Genomic DNA, 22,768 nt, shown 5'->3' with positions numbered 1-22,768 from the left:
GAACCCGACCATGTTGCAAATCAACTGTCCGTACTGCGGCACCCGTGCCGAGATCGAATTCACCTGCGGTGGCGAGGGCGGCATCGTGCGCCCGCTGAACTCCGAGGCCATGGACGACCGCCAGTGGGGCGACTACGTGTTCATGCGCGAGAACCCCAAGGGTCTGCACCACGAGCAGTGGCGCCACTCGGCCGGCTGCGGCCGCTGGTTCAACGCGCTGCGCCACACCGTGAACTACCGCTTTGAAGCGACCTGGAAGATCGGTGAACCCGTGCCCGCCGAATTCGCCGCCCATGTGAACCAAGGAGCTTCGAAATGAGCGCCCGCCTGTCCGCCGGTGGCCGCGTCGACCGCCGCCGCGCCCTCAACTTCCGCTTCAACGGCCGCCCGTACCAGGGCCTGGAGGGCGACACGCTGGCCTCGGCCCTGCTGGCCAACGGCGTCTGCATGGTCGCGCGCAGCTGGAAGTACCACCGCCCGCGCGGCATCCTGTCGGCCGGCGTGGAGGAACCCAATGCGCTGGTGCAGCTGTTCGACGGCAACCGCACCGTGCCCAACGCGCGCATGACCGAGGTGTCGCTGGTCGAGGGCCTGAGCGCCCGGTCCATCCACGCCAAACCCAGCATCGAGTTCGACACCGGCGCGCTCAACGGCTGGTTTGCGCGCCTGATCCCGGCCGGCTTCTACTACAAGACCTTCATGGCCTCGCAGGCCGCCTGGCACTTCTTCGAGAAGCACATCCGCAAGGCCAGCGGCCTGGGCGTCTCGCCCACCGAACACGACCCCGACCGCTACGACAAACGTTTCGCACACTGTGATGTGCTGGTGGTCGGTGCCGGCATCGCCGGCCTGACGGCTGCGCTGTCGGCGGCCCGCGCCGGGGCCCGCGTGCTGCTGTGCGACGAACAGGCCGAGGCCGGTGGCTGGCTGCTGTCCAGCGATGAACAGGTCGATGGCCAGCCGGCGGCCCAGTGGGGGGCTCAGGCCCTGGCCGAACTGGGCGCACTGCCCGACGTGACCGTGCTGCCGCGCACCACCGCCTTTGGCTACCAGGACCACGACATGGTGACCCTGGTCGAGCGCCGCGGCGACCACTTGAGCGCCGACCAGGCACCGGTGTTCCGTGAACGCCTGTGGCGTGTGCGGGCGAAACAGGTGGTGATCGCCACCGGTGCCCACGAGCGCCCGCTGGTGTTCGGCAACAACGACCTGCCCGGCATCATGCTGGCCGGCGCGGTGTCCACCTACATCCGCCGCTACGCGGTGCTGCCGGGCCGCAATGCCGTGGTCTTCACCAACAACGACGCCGGCTACGACGCGGCGCTGGCGCTCAAGGCCGCCGGTGCCAGCGTGCAGGTGGTCGACGCGCGCGCCCAGCCCTCGGGCTCGCTGAGCCAGAAGGCCAAGGCCGCGGGCATCACCGTGCTGGCCGGCCAGGTGGTCACCGAAGCGCGAGGCGGCAAGCGCGTGTCCGGCGTGGTGGTGCAGGCCATCGACGGCCAGGACCGACTGACCGGCGAGCCCCGCGCACTGGCCTGCGACCTGGTCGCGCTCTCCGGCGGTTTCAGCCCGGTGATCCACCTGCAGTGCCAGGCCGGCAGCAAAGCCGCCTGGAGCGACGAGCTCGCGGCCTTCCTGCCCGGTCCTGCGGCCCAGTCCGAGCGCTCGGCCGGTGCCTGTGCGGGCCGGCTCACGCTCAAGGCCTGCGCCGACAGCGCCGCCGCGGCCGCGGCCCAGGCGCTCAAGGCCCTGGGTCTGCCCGCCGGCGCGGCCGCTCCCGCCGTGGCCGCGCGGGACCCCGGTGGCATCCGTGCCCTCTGGCTGGTGCCCCACGCCCAGCCGGTGAGCCGTGCGCCCAAGCAGTTCGTCGACCTGCAGAACGACGTGGCTGCGTCCGACATCCACCTCGCGGTGCGCGAAGGCTTCGAGTCCATCGAACACGTCAAGCGCTACACGGCCATGGGCTTCGGCACCGACCAGGGCAAGACCGGCAACATCAACGGCATGGGCATCGTGGCCCAGGCGCTGGGCAAGGCCATCCCGCAGGTCGGCACCACCACCTTCCGCCCCAACTACACGCCGGTCACCTTCGGCGCCGTGGCCGGCCTGGAGCTGGGCGAGGCCTTCGACCCGGTGCGCACCACCGCCATGCACGACTGGCACGTGAAGCAGGGGGCGCTGTTCGAGGACGTGGGCCAGTGGAAGCGCCCCTGGTACTACCCCAGGCCGGGCGAAGACCTGCACGCCGCCGTGCACCGCGAGACCCTGGCCGTGCGCAACGGCGTGGGCACGCTGGACGGCTCCACCCTGGGCAAGATCGACATCCAGGGCCCGGACGCCAGCGTGCTGCTCAACTGGATGTACAGCAACGCCTGGTCCAAGCTGGAGATCGGCAAGTGCCGCTACGGCCTGATGCTGGACGAGAACGGCATGGTGTTCGACGACGGCGTGACCGTGCGCCTGGCCGAGAACCACTACCTGATGCACACCACCTCGGGCGGCGCGGCGCGCGTGCTGGCCTGGATGGAACGCTGGCTGCAGACCGAGTGGCCGCACCTCAAGGTCTACCTGACCAGCGCGACTGACCACTGGTCCACCTCCATCGTGGCCGGCCCCAAGAGCCGTGCCGTGCTGCAGAAGGTCTGCAAGGACGTGGACTTCGACGACGCGTCCTTCCCGTTCATGTCCTACCGCGAAGGCACGGTGGCCGGTTTCAAGGCCCGCATCATGCGCATCAGCTTCTCGGGCGAGCGCTGCTACGAAGTCAATGTGGCGGCCAACGACGGGCTGAAGGCCTGGGAAGCGATCCACGCCGCGGGGGCCGAGTTCGACATCACCCCCTACGGCACCGAGACCATGCACGTGCTGCGTGCCGAGAAGGGCTACATCATCATCGGCCAGGACACCGACGGTTCCGTCACGCCGATGGACCTGGGCATGGGCGGCCTGGTCACCAAGACCAAGGACTGCCTGGGCAAGCGTTCGCTGACCCGCGAAGACACGGTGCGCACCGACCGCAAGCAGCTGGTCGGCCTGCTGCCCGACGACCCCAAGGTGGTGCTCACCGAGGGCGCGCAGATCCTCAACCAGGCGCCCACCGGCCCGACCGCCCCCATGGTCGGCCACGTGACCTCCAGCTACATGAGCCCGACCCTGGGCCGCTCGATTGCCATGGCCCTGGTCAAGGGAGGACTCAACCGCATGGGCGAGAAGGTCCACATCTCCCAGGGCGGCCCCCACGGCCCGGTCGTCCACACCGCCACCATCGCCAGCCCGGTCTTCTTCGACCCGAAATCGGAGCGCCAGAATGCTTGATACCTCCCACCGCCCTGCCGCGGCCATGGGCCGCGTGCCCACCGCCCGCGCCTCCACCGAACAGTCCCTGCTGGCCGGCTGGCGCCACGGCCTGTCCGTGCTCAACCTGCGCGGCAACCCCGACGACGCGGCCTTCCGCGAAGGCGTGGCCCAGGCCCTGGGCCTGGAGCTGCCCACCGGGGCCTGCACCACGCTGGCCAACGACACCCACCGCATCGTCTGGGTGGGGCCGGACGACTGGTTCGTGATCGGCGCCAAGGGGAAGGCCGCCACGATCGAGGCGCGCCTTCGGCAGGCCCTGGCCGGCCAGCACGTCGCGGTCACCGACGTCAGCAGCGGCTACACCGTGCTGCACCTCAGCGGCCAGCCGGTGCGCGAGGTGCTGGCACAGGGCTGCCCGCTGGACCTGCACCCGCGCGTGTTCCAGCCGGGATCGGCCGCGGGTTCGGTGTTCTTCAAAGCCTCGGTGTGGCTGTGGCAGACCGAGGCCGCCCCGGCCTACGAGGTGCTGGTGCGCAACAGCTTCCAGCGCTACGTCTGGCTGATGCTGGAGCGCTGCACGCCCGAGTGCGGCCTGGTGGTCCGGCGCTTCCCATGAACGCCACCTGGACTGTGCGCATCGAGCGGCTGGCGACGCAGCTGCCCGTGGGCATCTACGAGCACGAGCGGGACGCCCAGCCGGTGTGGGTGAGCCTGACCGCGACCGGCGAGGCCGCCGCCGCGCCCGGTGCGCTGCAGGAATGCTTCGACTACGAGCCGCTGTGCCGCTGGCTGACGCAGGAGTGGCCGGCCTCGCCGCACACGCCGCTGCTGGAGACGCGCGTCAACCAGGTGATCGGGTTCCTGTTCGCCACCGACCCGCGCGTGCGCCACGTCTGGGTCGGTCTCTACAAGCAGCGCGTGAGCCAGCAGGCGCTGGCGGTCGGCATGGAGCGCGCCTGCACGCGCGCCGAGTTCGAGGCGCTGCAGCGGCAGACGGCCGCGACCCAGGCCCTGATCCACACCCTCACCACCCACGGGGAACCCCATGCAAGCCTCGCGCAATGACACCCACCGCTATGTGCTGACCCTGGCGGTCACCAGCGCCCAGGGCCAGGTGGCCGCCATGGTGGCCCTGCTGGAGAAGCACGGCGCCTACATCGAAGAGTTCGCGGTGTTCGACGACGCCCTGGTCTCGCGCTTCTACGTGCGCATCGTGTTCCGTCTCGACGGCGCCAAGGCCAGCGGCATCGCCGCGCTGCGCGAGGCCTATGCGCGGCTGATGGACAGTTTCGTCGGCGCCGAGGGCGGCATCCACGACCTCAGCCGCCCGATGCGCGTGATGATCATGGTCTCCAAGGCCGACCACTGCCTGCGCGACCTGCTGGCCCAGTGGCGCCGCAAGGAGCTGAACATGGACGTGGTGGCGGTGGTGTCCAACCACGCCGACCTGGGCCCGCTGGCGGTGGCCGAGGGCATCGCCTTCCACCATCTGCCGATCACCGCCGACACCAAGCCGCAGCAGGAGGCCGCCTTGCTGGCCTGCATCGAGCAGCACGAGGCCGAGCTGGTGGTGCTGGCGCGCTACATGCAGGTGCTGTCCGAGGAGATGTGCGAGAAGCTGGCCGGCCGCGTCATCAACATCCACCATTCCTTCCTGCCCGGATTCAAGGGAGCGCGCCCCTACGAACAGGCGCACGCGCGTGGCGTCAAGCTGATCGGCGCCACGGCCCACTTCGCCACCAGCGACCTCGACGAGGGCCCGATCATCGAGCAGGCGCTGGAGCGCGTGGACCATGCCTACAGCCCCGAGCAGCTGCTGAGCACCGGCCGCAGCGTGGAGTGCCTGGCGCTGGGCCGGGCGCTGCGCTATGTACTGGAGCACCGGGTATTCATCAATGGGCTGCGGACGGTGGTGCTGCGCTAGGGCGCCGGGGCCGATGCACAACCCCGCCCATGTCCGGCTGGCCCGGCTGTCGATCTGGCTGATCCCGCTGCTGTGGACGCTCAACAACCTGATGGCCCGCGTGGCGCCGGGCGTGGTCGAGCCCTACACGCTGGGCCTGATGCGCTGGGGCATCGCCGGGGTGCTCTTGACCGTGCTGGTGCACGAGGAGCTGCGGCGCGAATGGGTGCACATTGCCCGCACCTGGCACCACCACCTGGTGCTGGGCTTCCTGGGCATGGTGGCCTGCGGGGCCTGGGTCTACATCGGCGGCCGGACCACCACGGCCACCAACATCGGCCTCATCTATTCCGCCGCGCCTGCGCTGATCGCGGTGTGCTCGGCGCTGTGGCTGCACGAGCGCATGGGGCCGCTGCAGTGGCTGGGGGTGGCCCTGGCCCTGTTCGGCGTGCTGCACGTGGTGGTGCAGGGGCAGTGGGCGGGGCTGGCCGACTTCCGCTTCGTCGAAGGTGATCTCTGGATCCTGGCCGGCGTGGTCTGCTGGGCGCTCTATGCGCTGCTGCTGGCCCACTGGCGCAGCCCGCTCGGCGCCGCCGCGCGGCTGGCCGTCATCGCCTGGGGATCGGTGCCGTTCCTGGCGGCGGGCACCGCCTGGGAGATGGCGCAGCCCGGCACCCCGGTGATCGGCCCGCAGGCCTGGCTCATGGGCATCGTCGCGGCCCTGATCCCGGGCCTGATGGCCTTCGGCCTGTACGGCTGGTCGCAGCAGATCCTGGGCGCCAGCAAGGTGGCCGCGACGCTGTACCTCAGCCCGCTCTACGGTGCGCTGGCGGCCTGGTGGCTGCTGGGCGAGTCGCTGGGCTGGTACCACCTGTGGGGCGCGGCGCTGCTGTTGCCCGGTGTCTACCTGGCCTCCCGCCCGGTGCCGCTGCGCACCACGGCGGGTGTGCCGTCGTGAGGGCCGGCCGATGAGAACGCTGGAGCGCCGCGGCCCGTCGCTCTGGGTGGGGTTCGTGCTGTGTCCGAACTTCACGCTGGTGGCGATGTCGGCCTTTGTGGACGCGCTGCGCCTGGCGGCCGACGAGGGCGACCGCAGCCGCCCGATCCACTGCCGCTGGACGGTGCTCAGCCACGACATGCGGCCGATCCGCTCCAGCTCTGGGCTGGAGGTGCGGCCCACCTCGGAGCTGGTGGACCCGGCCAGCTTCGACTACGTGGTGGTGGTCGGCGGCCTGACCGACGGACCGCGGTGCGCGCCGGCGCTGCAGCAGTACCTGGTGCAGGCCGATGCCAAAGGGGTGCCACTGGTGGGCCTGTGCACCGGCTCGTTCGTGCTGGCGCGGCTGGGCCTGATGACGGGGCGGCGCTGCTGCGTCAGCTGGTACCACCACGAGGCCTTCGCCGCCGAATTCCCGGAGCTCAGCGCCACCTCGGCCGAGCTGTTCGTGGTGGACCATAACCGCATCACCTGCGCGGGGGGGACCAGCGTCGTGCACGCGGCCTCGCACCTGATCGCCGCGCACGGCGGGCGGGAGCGGGCGCAGAAGGCGCTGCGCATCCTGATCGAGGAGCAGCAGCTGCCGGCCTCGACGCCGCAGCCGCTGTCGCTGCCGCAGGCGACGGCGATGGACCCGAGGGTGCGCAAGGCGGTGCTGCTGATCGAGCAGACCTGCGAGCAGGCGCTGGCGGTGGAGGAGGTGGCGCGGCGGGTGCACCTGAGCACGCGCCAGATGGAGCGGCTGTTCGTGCGGGACCTGGGCATGACGCCCTCGGCGTTCGGGGAGAAGTTCCGGCTGGAGCGAGCGCGGCAGTTGCTGCACACGGCCACCGAGCCGCTGTACGCGGTGGCGCTGAAGTGCGGGTACAAGAACCCGTCGCACTTTGCCAGCCGTTTCCGCGCCGAGTTCGGCGTCTCGCCTTCCAGCGTGCGCCAGCGGGCCGGCGCGCCAGCCCCCTCGCTGTCGGGGACTGGCGCGGACCCTGCCGGCTCCTGACTCAGGCGGCCAGCTTCAGCTGGTCGTGCGGGTCGATGACGAATTTCTTCGGCGCGCCCGCGTCGAAGGCCGCATACCCCCGGGGCGCGTCCTTGAGGGAGATCACCTCGACGCCCACCACGTCGGCGATGTGGATGCGGTCCCACAGGATCGCTTGCATGAGGGCGCGGTTGTACTTCATGACCGGGGTCTGCCCGGTGAAGAAGCTGTGCGACTTGGCCCAGCCCAGGCCCAGGCGGATGCTCAGCGAGCCGCTCTTGGCCGCCTTGTCGGCCGCGCCCGGGTCTTCCGTCACATACAGGCCCGGGATGCCAATCTTGCCAGCCGCGCGTGTGACCTCCATGAGCGAGTTGAGCACGGTGGCGGGCGCCTCTTCCTGCGAGCCGGCGTGGCCGTGGCCGCGCGCCTCGAAGCCCACGGCGTCGACGGCGCAGTCCACCTCGGGCGTGCCGAGGATCTGGGCGATCTGTTCGCCCAGGCCGGCGTCCTGCGACAGGTCCACCGTCTCGAAGCCGACCTTGCGCGCATGCACCAGACGCGCCGGGTTGACGTCGCCGACGATGACCACCGCCGCGCCCAGCAGTCGCGCCGAGGCCGCGGCTGCGAGACCGACCGGCCCGGCGCCGGCCACGTAGACCGTGCTGCCCGTGCCCACACCGGCCGTCACGGCGCCGTGGTAGCCCGTGGGGAGGATGTCGGAGAGGCAAGTCAGGTCGCGGATCTTCTCGAACGCCTGTGCGCGGTCCGGGAACTTCAGGAGGTTGAAATCGGCGTAGGGCACCATCACGTACTCGGCCTGGCCGCCGATCCAGCCGCCCATGTCGACATAGCCGTAGGCGCCACCCGCACGCGAGGGGTTCACGCTCAGGCAGACGCCGGTGTGCTGCTCCTTGCAGGTGCGGCAGCGCCCGCAAGCCACGTTGAACGGCACGGAGACGATGTCGCCGCGCTGCAGCGTCTCGACATCGCGCCCGACTTCGAGCACCTCGCCGGTGATCTCGTGCCCCAGCACCAGGCCGGTGGGGGCGGTGGTGCGGCCGCGCACCATGTGCTGGTCCGAGCCGCAGATGTTGGTGGTGAGCACCTTCAGGATGACCCCGTGCTGGGCCGTGCGGCCCATCGGGTTCAACAGTTCGGGAAAGGGAATGGACTGGACCTCGACCTGGCCCTGGCCCATGTAGACGACACCTCGGTTGGCTGACATGTGTATCTCCTCTGTTGGATGCGGGGGGATGGTTCCCCCCGGAGGGAATTTCACAGATCAGGGCGGCATCACTTGACTTCCGGCGACGCCAAGTTGCCCTGCGGCGGCAGGGCGCGGCGCGTCAGGCCGCGCGCATCAGCACCGGCTTGTCGCGGACGGCCTGGGCACGGCCGGTGGCGGCCTCCTGTGCCTGGCGGCGGCGCTCGTCGCTGGGCGCATGGCCGAAGAGATTGCGGTAGGCCTTGCAGAAGTGGGACGAGGACTGGAAGCCGCAGGCCACCGTGACCTGCATGATGGGCTGGCTGCTGTGCGTCAGCAGCTCCTGCGCGCGCCGCAGCCGCAGGTTCAGGTAGTACTGCGCCGGGTTCATGCTGAAGTAGCGGTTGAACAGGCGTTCGAGCTGGCGCAGCGACAGCCCGACCAAGCCGGCCAGCTCGATCAGAGAGATCGGCTCCTCGATGTTGGCCGCCATGATTTCGGCGGCCTCCGTGAGGTGCTGGTAGCCCGGGCCGATGCACTCGGGCTGCGGGATGCGCTGGCGGTCGCTGCTGGCGCGCAGCCGCTCGACGATGAACTGTTCGGAGATCGCCATCACCAGCTTGGCGCCGTGATGTCCGCGCACCAGGTGCAGCATCAGGTGCAGCGGCGCGGTGCCGCCGGAGCAGGTGATGCGGTCGCGGTCGAAGATGAACACCTCGGGCGTGAAGCGCACCTTCGGAAACTCTTCGCTGATGGCGGCCAGGTTCTCCCAGTGGATGGCGCAGCGGTAGCCGTCGAGCAGGCCGGCGCCGGCCAGCGCGAACGAGCCGGTGCACAGCGCGCCCATGGCCGCGCCGCGGGCCGCGCACTGGCGCAGCAGCCGGCGCACCGGCTCGGTGGTGACCTGGCGCACGTTGATGCCACCGCACACCAGCACCAGGTCGCAGGCTGCGAGGTCTTCCGCGCGCCCGCTGGACGACACGGTCAGCCCGTTGCTGGCCACTGGCTGGGTCGCGTCGGCTTCGACCACGGTCCAGCGGTAGAGCGGGCGGCGGCTGATGTAGTTGGCCATGCGCAGCGTCTCCACGGCGTTGGCGAACGCGATCATGGAGAAGTTGTCGAGCAGCACGAAGCCGACGTGGAAGCCCTCGGCGGGCGGCGTGCGCGCGGCGTTGGCCTGGGGCTCTGCGGGGGCGGGGCGTGTCATGGGGCGCTCCTCGTGAGGTCAGCTGCGGTTTTTCTCGCGGGCGGCGCCGAAGCTTTCAGTGATGCGGTCCAGGATGATGGCCAGCAGCACCACGGCCAGGCCGCTTTCAAACCCGAGCCCGATGTCCAGCCGCTGGATGCTGGCCAGCACATCGTTGCCCAGCCCGCCGGCGCCGACCATGGACGCGATGATCACCATCGACAGCGCCATCATGATGGTCTGGTTCACGCCCGCCATGATGGTGGGCAGCGCGATCGGCAGCTGCACCTTGAACAGCAGCTGGGTCGAGGTGCAGCCGAAGGCGTTCCCGGCCTCCACCTGCTCGGCGCTGACCTGGCGGATGCCCAGGCTGGTCAGGCGCACCACCGGCGGCATGGCGAAGATCACGGTGGCCAGGATGCCGGGCACGCGGCCCAGGCCGAACAGCATGGCCGCGGGGATCAGGTAGACGAAGGCCGGCATGGTCTGCATGAAGTCCAGCATCGGCCGGATGACCGCGTTGACGCGTGGTGCGCGCGAACACCAGATGCCCAGCGGAATGCCGTAGAACAGGCTGATGAAGGTGGCCGAGAGGGTCAGCGCCAGCGTGACCATGGTCTGCTGCCAGAAGCCGGTCACCACGATCAGCGCCGCGGACAGCGCCACGAAACCACCGAAGCGCCAGCCCACTCGCCGCACGCTCACCGCGATGGCCACCAGGATCACCAGCCAGAACGGGATGGCCAGCATCACGATCTCGACCCACTGGGCGAACTGCTCGACGATCAGACCGATGCCGTTGAACACGGCGGCGCCGTGCTCCAGCATCAGCTGCACGCCGGCGTTGACCCAGCGCCCGAGGGGCAGCATGTTCTCGGACGCTTGGGTTACCTGGGACAGCAGATCAGACATGGCGGGCCTCTTGTGCGATTTTCTGGAGCAGGCTGCGGGCGGAGATGGCGCCCAGCAGGCGGTTGGTGTCGTCGAACACGCTCACCGGCTGGTCGATGCCCAGCACGATCTTCATGGCCTCGGGCAGCGGGGTGCTGGCCGCAATGCGCTGGTGGTCGCCGAAGCTCTGGCCCTGCAGGGAGCTGTCCAGCAGGTCCACGGCGGTGAGGTAGCGCGAGGTGTCCACGCCCTTGAAGAAGCGGCGCACATAGTCGTTGGCCGGGCGCGTGATGATCTCGTGCGCCGTGCCTTCCTGGACCAGGTTGCCGCCTTCCATGATGCCGATGCGGCTGCCGATGCGCAGCGCTTCCTCGAGGTCGTGAGAGACGAAGATCACGGTGCGCCGATGCTCGCGCTGCAGCTCCAGCATCAGGCCCTGCATCTCCACGCGCTTGAGCGGGTCGAGCGCCGAGAAGGCCTCGTCCATGAGCAGGATGTCCGGGTCCACCGCCAACGCGCGCGCCAGGCCCACGCGCTGCTGCATGCCGCCCGAGAGCTGCGAGGGGTACTTGGCCGCGTAAGTCTGCAGGCCCACCTGGCCCAGCACGGCCATGGCGCGTTCCTCGCGCGTCCTGCGGTCCACGCCGGCCATCTCCAGGCCGAAGGCCGCGTTGTCCAGCACGCTGCGGTGCGGCATCAGCGCGAACGACTGGAACACCATGGCCACACGCCGGCGGCGCCACTTCACCAGCTCGTGCGGTGGCAGCCTGGCAATGTCTTCGCCGTCGATGTTGATCGAGCCGGAGGACGGTTCCACCAGACGGTTGATGAGCCGGATCAGCGTGGACTTGCCCGAACCCGAGAGGCCCATGAGCACGTAGATGTCGCCGGCCGCGACGTCGAAGCTCACGTTGTTCACGCCGACCACGTGACCGGTTCGTGAGAAAACTTCGTCCTTGCCGAGCCCCTGGGCCAGCAGCTTCTGCGCTTCTGAGATGTTGTCGCCGAAGATCTTGTACAGACCTCGCACACTGACTTTGGGTTGTTGCATCGTGGGTCCTCGGGTCTCTGTCGATGGGGTGTTATTTTTTTGAGCAAGCTGCATGCCATCGACAGAACCACGGATGTTCTGTCAGCGCACGCGTTTTGGGTATGGGACAAGCACCAGTGGTGACGTTCGTGCACCACTTCGCTGGGGTGGTTCGCATGCGGGGAGGCTGAAACAGTGCGCGCATGCTCATGGCTCACCGTTCCAGTGCGACGTCGCTCAGCGGCGTGCTGCAGCAGGGCAGGATCCAGCCCTGTGCGATCTCGCGCGGGCGGATGCCGCCGTTGTGTTTCATCTCCACCTCGCCCGATGTCTTGCGAGTCTTGCAGGTGCCGCACACCCCGTTGCTGCAGGAGGACGGCAGGCGCAGACCGGCGCCCTGTGCGGCCTGCAGCAGGGTCTGGCCGCTGAGGCAGTTGAAGGACTGGCCGCTGTTGGACAGCACGATGCGGTGGGCCGCCGCCGCGGTGTCGCTGGCGGCTGGCGCGGTGGCCGCGGCCTCGGGCTGTGCGGGGGCCGCGAACGAGAAACTCTCTTCGCGGTAGCGCGCCATGTCGTAGCCGGCGGCGCCCAGCAGCTGGCGCACCGCGGCCATGAAGGGCGCGGGGCCGCAGGTGTACACGTCGCGCTGCAGGAAGTCCGGGGCGATGTGGGCCATGCGCGCCGCGTCCATGCGCCCCAGGTGCCCGGCGTAGGCGCTGCCCGGCGTGTGCTGCTCGCACACCATGGCCAGCCGCAGCTGCGGCATGTTGCGCGCCATCAGGGTGAGCTCTTCGGGGAACAGCAGGTCGGCCGGCGAGCGGGCGCAGTGCACGAACACCACGTCCGCGGTGCTGGCCAGGTCGTGCAGGGCCCGCGTCATCGAGATCAGCGGCGTGATGCCGCTGCCACCGGAGAGGAACAGGTAGCGCGGCGCGGGCGCATGGTGAAAGCAGCTGAACTCGCCGGACGGGCCGATCGCGTTCAGGCGCATGCCGGCGCGCAGGTGGTCGTGCAGCCAGTTCGACACCGGGCCACCGGGCACGCGCTTGACGGTGATGCTCACCAGGTCGGCGCGGGTGGGCGTGCTCGAGAGCGTGTAGCAGCGGTTGATCTTCTGCCCGCCGATCTCCAGTTCGAGCGTGATGAACTGGCCCGGCAGGTAGCGGAAGCTGCGCGGGCCCTCGGCCGCCAGCACGAAGGTCTTGACGTCGTGTGTCTCCTGGCGGACCTGCACGCACTGCAGGGTCTCGTCCCGGTCGGAGTCCCACACCGCCGGGGGCGGGGCGGCAAGGTCGGGCATGTGCGGTGAGCTGGCCATGGCGTGGGCTGTGTCGTGGTGGAGGAGGTGTCAGCGGGTGTGTTCACCCAGGCGGTTGACGTACCAGTTGCAGAACTTCTCGACCAGGCCTTCGGTGTAGGGCGAGTAGGGGCCGGGTTCGTAGGCGCCGGTGGCGATGCCGATCTGCGACTCCTCCACCAGGCGGCGGTCCTGCGCATTCGTGGCGTTCCACACCGCGGTGAGGTTCTCCACCGTGTAGTCCACGCCTTCCACCGCGTCCTTGTGCACGCACCAGACGGTGCGCACCAGGGTCTTGCCGGCCGAGATCGGCAGCACCGAGAAGCTCACCACGTGGTCGCTCATGAAGTGGTGCCAGGAGTTGGGCTGGGTCCAGAACGAGAGGCCGCCCAGGGCCGGGTCGGTGAAGTCGGCCAGCAGCTTCTTGGAGGCGACTTCGGTGTTCAGGGTCTGCGACTGGCCCGCTCGGTCCAGCGGCAGGCGCTGCGTGCGGTAGCCGGTGATGCGGTCGTCCAGCCGCTCGATCTCGGCCGAGGGCAGGCCCATGCTCTCCCAGCGTTCGCGGGCCGCGTTGGTGATGTCCACGAAGCGCTGCTGCTCGGCCGCGTTCTCCGCGCTGGGCTGGTAGCCGAAGCCGAACTCGTAGAGCGAGACGGTCAGCTCGGGGTGGTTGCCCACGCAGTGGTAGCACTCGCGGTTGTTCTCCATCGTGAGCTTCCAGTTGCAGTCCTCGATGATGTCCACCTGCGCCGCCACCTTGCAGTCCTGCAGGCGGTGCGGCGCGAGGTAGGGCGTCATCTCGGCCACCATCTGCTCGAAGTCCTGCGGCGGGTCTTGCGCCAGGCAGATGAAGATCAGGCCGCCGAGCGTGCGCACGTGCACCGACTTGAGACTCATCTCCGAGGGGTCGAAGTCGGCGCCCATGTGCTTGGCGTGGATCAGCTTGCCCGACAGGTCGTAGGTCCACTGGTGGTAGGGGCAGACGATGTTGCCCAGCTGACCCTGGTGGCTCTCGCACAGCCGCGAGCCGCGGTGGCGGCAGACGTTGTGGAAGGCGCGCACGCCCATGTCGTCGTCGCGCACGATCAGGATGGACTTGTTGCTGAACTCGACCGCGATGTAGTCGCCGGGCTCGGGGATCTGCGGCTCCACGGCGACGAAGATCCAGTGCTTGCCGAAGATGTGCTCCATGTCGGCCTGAAGCACCGTTTCGCTGAGGTAGAAGGGCGCCTCCAGGCTGTAACCGGGACGGCGGCGCGCCAGCAGTTCGCGGGTCAGCAGGGTCTGGGCGGAGATCGGGGTGGTCATGTGGGTGTCCCTTCAGAAGTCAACGAGAGAATGGGTGCGCAAGTAGTCGAGCAAGGCCTGGGCCTTGCTGCGCGCATCGCCGGCCTTGAGCACCGTGCCGCCGGTCGAGGGCGAGTCGATGGCGCCCAGCATGCGGGCGTGGCCGCTTTGCTGGTGGCGGGCTTCGAGCACCTGGCGGCGCTTGCGGGCCGGCACGGCCTCGCGGTGGACGGACTGGGCACCTGCCTGCGGGGCGGGGGCGGCGTTCCTGCGCAGCACCTGGCCGGCGCCCGCGCTGGCCACGGCGTGGCGCAGCGCCACGGGCGCGGCGGCGCTCACCGCCAGCACCGCGGGCGGGTGCACGCGCAACTGGCGGCGGGCGCCCTTGGGCAGGGCCTGGGTGACGACCCAGGCGTCGCCGTCGGGGCGCACGGCCAGCACGTCGCAGACCACGGGCCGGTCCAGGGCGGCGCCCAGCGCAAACGGCAGCACGCCTTCCCCGGGCTCGATGCCCTGCCGCGTGCCGGTGAGCACCCAGGCCACGTCCCGCAGCTCGGCGGCCAGCAGGGCGGTGGGGTCGGCGCCGCAGGGGCAGGGCAGCAGTTCGATGCGTGGTGCGCCCAGGGCCAGGTAGTCGCGCGCCACGGCGTCGGGCATGTCCCCGGCCGAGAGCAGGCGCACCTGGTCCGACACGCCCAGCGCCAGTGCGGCGGCCACGGCGTCGGCGCGGCTGCGCACGGCACGGCCACTGACGGGGTGTTGGCGGCCGGCGACCAGGACGGTGATGTGAGTCATTGAAGTACCTCCACCCTGTGGGCTGCGGTGCGAGCTTGCTTGGGAACGGCCCGGCGCTGCGCTCATGGAGCCTCCTTGTGCTGGCGCACCAGGTCGAGCAGGGCCTGCATCAGGGCGCGGCTGTCTTCCACCACGCTCAGGTCCGCGCGCCGGGTGATGGGGGCCGAGGCATCGAGGTTCACCGCGATCACGTGGCGGCAGTCCTTGATGCCCTGCAGGTGCTGCACGGCGCCAGAGATGCCCAGCGCCAGGTAGCCCGACGCGGTCACGGTCTTGCCGGTGGCGCCGACCTGCTGGGTGCGCGCGAAGCGCCCGTCGTCCACCGCCACGCGGGACGCGCCGACCGCCGCGCCCAGCGCCTGGGCCAGGCGGTGGAACAACGGCAGGTCGGTGACGCCGTTGCCGGCGGCCAGGATGAAGTCGGCCTCTTCCAGCGCCATGGTGGCGGGGTCGCCGGTCTGCACGCCCAGGTCCTGCACGGCGGCTTCCGCCACGGGGCTCCAGTGCGGCGCCTCGCCCACCACGCCCAGGCCCACGAAGGGCAGGTGCGGGTTGACGGCGCCTTTGGCCAGCAGCATCACGTCGGCGTGTCCCTGCTGCCAGTCCTGGCTGGGGCCGGCGGGCACGCGCAGGCTGTCGGCGGTGAGTTCGGCCACGCCCGCGGCCAGCCGCAGGCCGGTGCGGGTGGCGAAGCGGCGGCCGAGCTGGCCGTCGGCGCCCGCGTCGGCCATGAGCCAGCGCGCGGGGGCCAGCTGCTGCTGCAGGGCCTGCAGCCACTGCACGCCGGCCATGGGCTGGTAGGCCCGGGCGTCCCAGGCGTGCGCCACCAGCACCCGGTCCACACCCAGGGCCGCCACGTCGTCGTGGCAGGCGCCGAGCACCGCGAGCACCACCTCGGTGTGGGGGGCGGCCAGGATGGCGGCGGCGGCGATGGCCTGGCGCGCCCCGTCGCCCAGGGCACCGCGGTCCGCGTGCGCCACGACCAGCGTCACTTCCCGGAACGGGCCGGTGCTGCGCACCGGCCTGGCCTGTTCGGCGTGGGCGCGGCCGATGGCGAGGCGTTCGCCCTCGCTGCTGCCCAGCACGATGCGGCGCAGGCCTTGCGGCGTGAGGAAGGCAGGGCGGCGCGGATCGACGCGGCGCACAGGTGCGTTGGTGTTCATGCAACCTCCACGGCACGGGCCACCAGTTCGGCCACGTCGAGCACCTCGGGGCGGGGGCCTACCACGCCTTCGAGCATGACGGTGCAGTTGGGGCAGGCCACCGCGACCACGGCGGCGCCGGTCTGCCGCGCGTCGGCGATCCGGATGTCGGGAATGCGGGTCTGGCCCGGGATGTCGGTGAACGGCGCGCCACCGCCACCACCGCAGCAGCGGCCGCGTTCGGCGTGGCGTTCCATCTCGACGACCTTGATGCCGATGCCCTTGAGCAGGCGGCGCGGTGCGTCCACCTCACGGCCGTAGCGGCCGAGGTAACACGGATCGTGGTAGGTGACCGTTTCCTGCGTGGCGGCGCGCGTAGGCTGGAGTGTGCCCTGCGCCAGGAGCCGGTCCAGCAGCTGGGTGTGGTGCCAGACGTCGAACTCGCCCCCCATGGCGGGGTACTCGTTCTTAAGCGAGTGGAAGATGTGCGGGTCTGGGGTGACGATGTGCTGGAAGCGGCGTGCCTTGAGCGTGCCGATGAGCTGGCGCGAGAGGCGCTGGAAGCCCGCTTCGTCGCCCAGCCGGCGTGCCAGGTCGCCGCAGTCGGTTTCGGCCGCGCCCAGCACCGCCAGCTTCAGGCCGGCTTTCTGCAGCGTCTTGACGAAGGCGCGCAGGGTGCGCTGGTAACGCATGTCGAAGCCTCCTTCGCCCACCAGCAGCAGCCAGTCGGTCTGCTCGCCTTCGGCCAGCACCGGCAGGTTCAGGTCGGCCGCCCAATGGTGGCGCGCGGTCAGCGGGAAGCCGCCCACGGTGTCGGTCTCGCGCAGCTGTTCCAGCGCTTCGGCGCCCTTGTTCGGCACCTCGCCGCGCACCTGGGTCAGGTGGCGGCGCATGTCCACCACCGCGTCCACGTGCTCGATCAGCATCGGGCATTCCTGCACGCAGGCGCGGCAGGTGGTGCAGGACCATAGCGTCTCGGGGTTGATCAGGCCGCTGGCGATGGGCTGCTGCAGGGCGCCGCCGTGTTCGCCCAGCGTGCGTCCGGGGTAGGGGCGGCCGGCGTAGGCGGCGTCGGTGCGGCCGCTCATGCCGGTCACCAGGTCCTGGATCAGCTTCTTGGGCGTGAGCGGCTGGCCGGCGGCGAAGGCGGGGCAGGCCGCTTCGCACTTGCCGCACTGCACGCAGGCATCGAAGGACAGCAGCTTGTTCCACGCAAAGTCGGCCGGCTTGCCCACGCCCATGTCTTCGGGGGTCAGGGCCAGGGGCTTGAGGGCGGTGGCGAAACGTGGGTCGCCAAAGCGTTCAGGGCGGGGGTGCAGGCCCAGGTGCAGCAGGCCGGCGACGGCGTGCTTCATGGGTCCACCCAGGCCCATGCCCAGGGCCAGTTCGGCCACGCCGGCCGCGAAGGCCAGGCTGATGAGGCCGGCCAGCCAGGGGGCGAGGGCGGTGCCGGTCAGGGCGACGGCGCCGGTCAGGATGACGGCCACGGCGAAGGCCAGCAGCGCGTAGGGCAGGCGGTCCCACGGCCCTCGCGACAGCCGGGCCGGCGCGGAACGGCGGCGCCAGGCCATCGCTGCGGCGCCTGCCACGGCCAGCAGGCCGGCGATGAGCAGGACCACATCCAGGGCGGTCGAGTACAGCCCGAGGCCGTAGTTCAACGCCACCATGAGCAGCGCCAGCAGCGTGCCGCCGGCCACCCCGACGTGGGCGCGCGCCACGAAGGGTTCACGCGCCACCACGTCGTGCAGGTCGACGAAGTAGCGCCTGGGAATCTGCAGCAAGCCGCCCAAGTCCACCGCCGCGGACCGGCCGCCGCGCCAGATCGCCGCGCGCCGGGCCAGGCCGATGACCAGGCCCAGAACGGCCAGCCAGAACAGGACGCTCACCAGGTGCTGGAGCAGCATGTTCAGAAATCCTTGCAGAGGCGCAGCGAGTCGTAGATCGCGGCGTGGATGTTGTGCATCGAGACGCAGTCGCCGACACGGAACAGCAGGAAGTTGTCGCCAGTGGTGTCGAGGCTCAGCGCCGGTTGCGGCTTGGCGTCGAACAGGGCGTCGATGTCGGTCTGGCCCTTGTTGAGCGACAGGGGCTTGAGCTGCCAGTAGAGGCTGTCGTTGGGCGTGATGCCGTTCTCCACCACCACCTGGTCGACCGCGCGCTCCTCCAGCGCCTCGGTGTACTCGTTCTTGAGTACGGCGATCAGCTTGTCGCCCTCGCGGTAGACGCGTTCGAGCCAGTGGTTGGGCGTCTGGATCACGCCGTTGGAGTAGAGCTGGCGGTAGAAGATCGGGAAGGTGGTGCCGCCAGTGTCGTCGGCCACTTTCACATCGGGCGTGACGATCTCCACCAACTTGCCGCGCGCGGCGATGAAGTCGGCCACGCCGGTGCCGGCGTGGGTGCTGATGCTGTCGTAGACCAGCACGTTCTCGGCCGGCGCCACCACGCCCGAGAGGATGTCCCAGCCACTGACGCACAGGCCTTCGGCCGCGCCCCAGGCTGGGGTCTGGCCCGTGTGCGGCGTGCCGCCCGTGGCGAGCACCACGATGTCCGGCTGCTCGGCGCGGATCATCTCGGCCGTGGCCGCCACGCCCAGGCGGCGGTCCACGCCCAGGCGCTGGGTCTCCATGTCGAACCAGCGGATGATGCCGGCCATCTGTTCGCGCTTGGGTGGCTTGGCGGCGAGGTTCACCTGTCCGCCGACCGTGGTGTTCTTCTCGAACAGCACCACGTCGTGGCCGCGCTCGCGGGCCACGCGGGCGGCTTCCAGGCCTGCGGGCCCAGCGCCCACCACGACCACCTTGCGGCGCACGCCGGTGGTCTTCTGAATGACGTGGGGCATGGTCTGTTCGCGGCTGGTCGCGGCGTTCTGCACGCACAGCACGTCCAGGCCGTTGTACTGGCGGTCGATGCAGTAGTTCGCACCGACGCACTGCTTGATCTGGTCTTCGCGGCCGTCTCGGATCTTGATGACCATGTGCGGGTCGGCGATCTGGGCGCGCGTCATGCCCACCAGGTCCACCATGCCCGTGGCCAGGATGCGCTCGGCCTGCGAAGCATCGCGGATGCTCTGCGCGTGCATCACCGGCACCTTCGACACCGACTTGATGCCGGCGGCCAGGTGCACGAAAGGCTCGGGCGGCAGTGCCATGGGCGGCATGCAGTTGGCCAGCGTGTTGTGGGTGTCGGCGCCGGAGCCGACCACGCTGAGGAAGTCGATCAGGCCGCTTTCCGACATGGCCTGGGCGATCTCCTTGGCCATCTCATGGCTGATGCCGTCTTCGTGGAATTCGTCGCCGCACATGCGCATGCCGACGCAGAAATCGGCGCCCACCTGCTCGCGCACCGCCTGCAGCACTTCCATGCCGAAGCGCAGGCGGTTTTCCAGGCTGCCGCCGTATTCGTCGGTGCGGCGGTTGACGCGCGGGCTCCAGAACTGGTCGATCAGCTGCTGGTGTGCGGCGGAGATCTCGATGCCGTCCAGACCCGCGTCCTTGACGCGTCTGGCGGCGCGGCCGTAGTCGGCCACGATGCGGCGGATTTCCTCGATCTCGATCATCTTGGCGTTGCCGCGGTGCACCGGCTCGCGGATGCCCGAGGGGCTGACCAGGTGCGGCCAGTCGAAGCCGTGCCAGGCGTTGCGGCGACCCATGTGGGTGGCCTGGATCATGATCTTCGCGCCGTGCTTGTGCATGGTCTCGGCCAGGTTGGCCAGCGGCTCGATCACGGTGTTGGTGGCCAGGTTGACCGAGCTCCACCACGACCACGGGCTGTCGCGCGAGACCGGGCTGGAGCCGCCGCAGATGGCCAGTCCCACGCCGCCCTTGGCCTTCTCTTCGTAGTAGCGGATATAGCGCTCGGTGGTGTGGCCGCCCTCGGCGTACACCTCGGCGTGGGCCGTGCTGACGATGCGGTTGCGCAGCAGGACCTGGTTCAGCTTCAGGGGTTCAAACAGGTGCGGGTAACGCATGGCGGCGGCTGGTTCGGAAGGGAAGTCAGAGGGGGCGGACGGTGAACTCGCAGTGGCCGTGGCCTTCCGCCGCACATTGCGTTTCTTCGCTGGTGGTGCGGACCGCCGATCCGGCGGTCTCCAGCACCCAGTCCATGGCGCCCGAGAACCAGCCCGCGAACAGGTAGCAGACCTTGCTGTGGTCCACCGGCACGCCGGCAATGCCCTGGGCCAGCACGAAGACAGAGTGCTCCAGGCGGATGCGGGCGTGGCCGGTGGTGGCGTCGGCCTCGATGAAGGAAAACAGGCCCCAGCCGCGCTGCGACAGGCGCTTGAGGTAGTGCTCGTACACGGCCATGCCAGAGAGGCCGTGGGTGGCGGCTTCTTTCTGGCACCAGAACCAGGCCGAACGGTGGCCGGCCTTGTACAGCGCCGGGGCGTACACATCGCGCCCCACCACCGCCTCGGTCTCCACATGGTTGTTGACGAAGAAGTGCCGGGGCACGTAGATCATCGGCAGGCCGTCGGTGGTCCAGATGCCGGTCTGCGCGTCGACGTCGATGGGAAGCTGGGGATTCATCGTGGGGTCTCGATTTTGGGAAAGTCGGAGTCGCTCGGCCACGCTGGCGCCCGACCTGTCACGTATGGAGGCGTCTGGTCCAGGGCACCCGTGGAACGGGCTTGGCCCGGCCACAGGGTGCGTCCCCCTCCAAGCCGAAGGCGTCAGTGAGGGGGAAGCCGCGAAGCGGCGCAGGGGGTGTCAGGTCAGGTCGTCCACTCCGCCACGCGGGCGGCGTTGTCGGCCATCCACTTTTCTGCGGCCGCGGCGGGCTTGCTGCCGCCTTCGACGGCCAGCATCACGGCGCCGATCTCCTCGGGCTTCCACGAGAACTTCTTGAGGAAGGCCACCACCGAGGGCGCTTTGGTATTCAGGCCGGGGTTGATGACGCTGTCCACATGCTCTTCGGCGCCGTAGACGTTCTTCGGGTCGGCCAGGAAGCGCAGCTTGTACTTGGCGAACATCCAGTGCGGGATCCAGCCGGTGACCGCAATGGCCTTGTTGGCGCGGTAGGCTCGGTCCAGTTCGGCGGCCATGGCGGGGCCGGAGCTGGGCAGCAGGCGCATCTCCAGACCGTAGGCCTTGATGGCTTCTTCGGTCTTCTTCATCACGCCGGCGCCCGCGTCGATGCCGACGATGCGGTTATCGAAATCGGTGCGGTGGGTGTTCAGGTCGGCCAGGCTGGTGGCCTTGACGTAGTCGGGCACGATCAGGCCGATCTTGGCGCCCGGGTAGTTCGCACCGACGATCTGCACCTTGTCTTTGAAGTTGGCCAGGTAAGCCTCGTGCGTCACCGGCAGCCAGGCCGACAGCGTCATGTCCAGGTCACCGCGCGCCACGCCTTGCCACATGATGCCGGCGGCCAGCGGCACCAGTTCCACCTGGTGGCCCAGCTTGCTGCGGATGATGGCCGCGGCCAGGTGGGTGGTGGCCACGCTGTCGGACCAGCCGTCCACGAAGCCTATCTTGAGCGTGGGTTTGGCCTGGGCCAGGGCACCGGCGCCGGTGGCGGCCAGGGCGGTCATGCCCAGGGTCTGGGCGAGGAACTTGCGGCGGGGACGGACGGACATCGACGACGGCTTCATGGTGGGGACACTCCTGGGGTTTGGGGGAAACGACGGGAACGGTTCGAACGGAAGAGAAACGGGTTCACACACTCCACACTTCACCGAAGACCCGGAGCCAGTTGCCTCCGATGACCTTCGTGATCTTGGCTGCCGGCCAGCCGGCGCGCTCCATGGCGGCGGTCAGGTTGGGCATTTCGCCGATGGTGCGGATGCCCATCGGGTTCTGCACGGTGCCGAAATTCGTCAGGCGGCGGCCACGGCCCTTGTCGTGCGTGATGTGGTCGAAGAAGTCCTGGCCGTAGCCCTGCGTGTGGTCGGTGCCGACACCCACGCAGTCTTCGCCGACGAGGTTGATCACGTAGTCGATGGCTTCGACATAGTCGTCCACGGTGGACTCGATGCCGCGCTTGAGGAAGGGCGGGAACATGGTCACGCCGATGAAGCCGCCGCGGTCGGCGATGAACCTGAGCTGCTCGTCGCTCTTGTTGCGGGGGTGCTCCTTCAGGCCCGCGGGCAGGCAGTGGCTGTAGGTCACCGGCTTCTTGGACGCCAGGATCGCCTCCTCGCTGGTCTTGGCCCCGACGTGCGAGAGGTCGACCATGATGCCGACCCGGTTCATCTCGGCAATGACTTCGTGGCCGTAGCCCGAGAGGCCGCCGTCGCGTTCGTAGCAGCCGGTGCCGATAAGGTTCTGCGTGTTGTAGCAAAGCTGGACCACGCGCACGCCCATGTCGGCGAAGGCCTCGATGTGGCCGAGGTGGTCCTCGAACGCGTGGGCGTTCTGGAAGCCCAGGATGATGCCGGTCTTGCCGTCCTTCTTGGCCTTTTCGATGTCGGCCGTGCTGCGCACCAGGCAGAGCAGGTCGCTGTTCTCGCGGATGGACTTCTTCATCTCGGCGATGTTGTGCACCGTGCTCTTGAAGTCGTCCCACACCGAGACGGTGCAGTTGGCCGCGGTCAGCCCGCCTTTTTTCATGTCCTCGAAGACCGAGCGGTTCCACTTCGAGATGATCAGACCGTCGATGACGATGGCGTCCTGGTGCGAGTTGCTCATGGCTGTCCGGTGGGTAAGGGTTTACGCGAAGAGGACTTGGTTTTCTGCTAGGAAACGCTGTCCGGTGCGCGCATTGTTGAGGCGCGGTCGCACGGCGGCTTGTGCGCCGCAGACGCACACTTGTCCAGAACCGACAT

The 22,768-nt window shown here is 69.5% G+C and carries 20 protein-coding genes; 7 read left to right on the top strand and 13 right to left on the bottom strand.

Annotation, left to right across the window (positions count from 1 at the left end):
- The first annotated feature begins 10 nt into the window (after positions 1–10).
- The 7 genes from RCO38_RS19975 to RCO38_RS19945 are packed head-to-tail and all read left to right on the top strand — an operon-like array spanning position 11 to position 7,194.
- Entirely contained in the window at positions 11–319 is a 309-nt protein-coding gene (locus RCO38_RS19975; RefSeq protein WP_308330189.1) for a sarcosine oxidase subunit delta, read from the top strand.
- The gene (locus RCO38_RS19970; RefSeq protein ID WP_308330188.1) at positions 316–3,315 is read left to right on the top strand and encodes a sarcosine oxidase subunit alpha family protein; all 3,000 of its coding nucleotides are present in this window, start codon (positions 316–318) and stop codon (positions 3,313–3,315) included. Before RCO38_RS19975 ends, RCO38_RS19970 begins: the two co-directional genes overlap by 4 nt.
- Complete coding sequence (locus RCO38_RS19965; protein WP_308330187.1) at positions 3,308–3,913, top strand: sarcosine oxidase subunit gamma; 606 nt, start codon at positions 3,308–3,310, stop codon at positions 3,911–3,913. Before RCO38_RS19970 ends, RCO38_RS19965 begins: the two co-directional genes overlap by 8 nt.
- Entirely contained in the window at positions 3,910–4,362 is a 453-nt protein-coding gene (locus RCO38_RS19960; RefSeq protein WP_308330186.1) for a dihydroneopterin aldolase, read from the top strand. Before RCO38_RS19965 ends, RCO38_RS19960 begins: the two co-directional genes overlap by 4 nt.
- Entirely contained in the window at positions 4,343–5,221 is an 879-nt protein-coding gene (locus RCO38_RS19955) for a formyltetrahydrofolate deformylase (RefSeq protein WP_308330185.1), read from the top strand. Before RCO38_RS19960 ends, RCO38_RS19955 begins: the two co-directional genes overlap by 20 nt.
- Before the next feature lie 13 nt (positions 5,222–5,234).
- Entirely contained in the window at positions 5,235–6,158 is a 924-nt protein-coding gene (locus tag RCO38_RS19950) for a DMT family transporter (protein ID WP_308330184.1), read from the top strand.
- Positions 6,159–6,168: 10 nt separating this feature from the next.
- Positions 6,169–7,194 carry a GlxA family transcriptional regulator gene (locus RCO38_RS19945; RefSeq protein WP_308330183.1) on the top strand — a complete coding sequence of 342 codons (1,026 nt, stop codon included), beginning with the start codon at positions 6,169–6,171 and terminating at the stop codon, positions 7,192–7,194.
- Position 7,195: 1 nt separating this feature from the next.
- Here RCO38_RS19945 and fdhA read toward each other — a convergent pair whose 3' ends face one another.
- The 13 genes from fdhA to RCO38_RS19880 form a co-directional block, all read right to left on the bottom strand.
- The gene (gene fdhA, locus RCO38_RS19940) at positions 7,196–8,398 is read right to left on the bottom strand and encodes a formaldehyde dehydrogenase, glutathione-independent (RefSeq protein WP_308330182.1); all 1,203 of its coding nucleotides are present in this window, start codon (positions 8,396–8,398) and stop codon (positions 7,196–7,198) included.
- A 121-nt stretch (positions 8,399–8,519) separates the two neighbouring features.
- Positions 8,520–9,584: a GlxA family transcriptional regulator gene (locus tag RCO38_RS19935; protein WP_308330181.1), complete on the bottom strand. Its 1,065-nt coding sequence runs from the start codon at positions 9,582–9,584 to the stop codon at positions 8,520–8,522.
- A gap of 18 nt (positions 9,585–9,602) precedes the next feature.
- The gene (locus tag RCO38_RS19930) at positions 9,603–10,475 is read right to left on the bottom strand and encodes an ABC transporter permease (RefSeq protein ID WP_308330180.1); all 873 of its coding nucleotides are present in this window, start codon (positions 10,473–10,475) and stop codon (positions 9,603–9,605) included.
- On the bottom strand, positions 10,468–11,505 hold the full coding sequence (locus RCO38_RS19925; RefSeq protein WP_308330179.1) for a quaternary amine ABC transporter ATP-binding protein: 1,038 nt from the start codon (positions 11,503–11,505) through the stop codon (positions 10,468–10,470). Before RCO38_RS19925 ends, RCO38_RS19930 begins: the two co-directional genes overlap by 8 nt.
- A gap of 193 nt (positions 11,506–11,698) precedes the next feature.
- Complete coding sequence (locus RCO38_RS19920) at positions 11,699–12,802, bottom strand: hybrid-cluster NAD(P)-dependent oxidoreductase (RefSeq protein ID WP_308330178.1); 1,104 nt, start codon at positions 12,800–12,802, stop codon at positions 11,699–11,701.
- 30 nt (positions 12,803–12,832) lie between these two features.
- Complete coding sequence (locus tag RCO38_RS19915) at positions 12,833–14,089, bottom strand: aromatic ring-hydroxylating oxygenase subunit alpha (protein WP_308330177.1); 1,257 nt, start codon at positions 14,087–14,089, stop codon at positions 12,833–12,835.
- Positions 14,090–14,101: 12 nt separating this feature from the next.
- On the bottom strand, positions 14,102–14,863 hold the full coding sequence (locus RCO38_RS19910; protein ID WP_308330176.1) for an electron transfer flavoprotein subunit beta/FixA family protein: 762 nt from the start codon (positions 14,861–14,863) through the stop codon (positions 14,102–14,104).
- A gap of 62 nt (positions 14,864–14,925) precedes the next feature.
- Positions 14,926–16,026 carry an electron transfer flavoprotein subunit alpha/FixB family protein gene (locus tag RCO38_RS19905; RefSeq protein ID WP_308330175.1) on the bottom strand — a complete coding sequence of 367 codons (1,101 nt, stop codon included), beginning with the start codon at positions 16,024–16,026 and terminating at the stop codon, positions 14,926–14,928.
- Positions 16,023–17,909 carry a (Fe-S)-binding protein gene (locus RCO38_RS19900; RefSeq protein WP_308330174.1) on the bottom strand — a complete coding sequence of 629 codons (1,887 nt, stop codon included), beginning with the start codon at positions 17,907–17,909 and terminating at the stop codon, positions 16,023–16,025. The genes RCO38_RS19905 and RCO38_RS19900 overlap by 4 nt, the downstream gene beginning before the upstream one ends.
- Before the next feature lie 2 nt (positions 17,910–17,911).
- Positions 17,912–19,972, bottom strand: a complete 2,061-nt coding sequence (locus RCO38_RS19895) for an NADH:flavin oxidoreductase (protein WP_308330173.1) — start codon at positions 19,970–19,972, stop codon at positions 17,912–17,914.
- A 25-nt stretch (positions 19,973–19,997) separates the two neighbouring features.
- Positions 19,998–20,531 (bottom strand): DUF5943 domain-containing protein, encoded by a 534-nt coding sequence (locus RCO38_RS19890; RefSeq protein ID WP_308330172.1) that lies wholly within the window; start codon positions 20,529–20,531, stop codon positions 19,998–20,000.
- A gap of 185 nt (positions 20,532–20,716) precedes the next feature.
- Positions 20,717–21,535 carry a glycine betaine ABC transporter substrate-binding protein gene (locus RCO38_RS19885; protein ID WP_308330231.1) on the bottom strand — a complete coding sequence of 273 codons (819 nt, stop codon included), beginning with the start codon at positions 21,533–21,535 and terminating at the stop codon, positions 20,717–20,719.
- 124 nt (positions 21,536–21,659) lie between these two features.
- Positions 21,660–22,631, bottom strand: coding sequence for a dipeptidase (locus tag RCO38_RS19880; RefSeq protein ID WP_308330171.1), 972 nt, complete (start codon positions 22,629–22,631; stop codon positions 21,660–21,662).
- Positions 22,632–22,768: the final 137 nt, after the last annotated feature.

The organism is Hydrogenophaga pseudoflava (assembly GCF_031020795.1).
GTDB lineage: Bacteria > Pseudomonadota > Gammaproteobacteria > Burkholderiales > Burkholderiaceae_C > Hydrogenophaga > Hydrogenophaga pseudoflava_A.
This window is presented reverse-complemented; position numbering and strand designations above follow the sequence as displayed.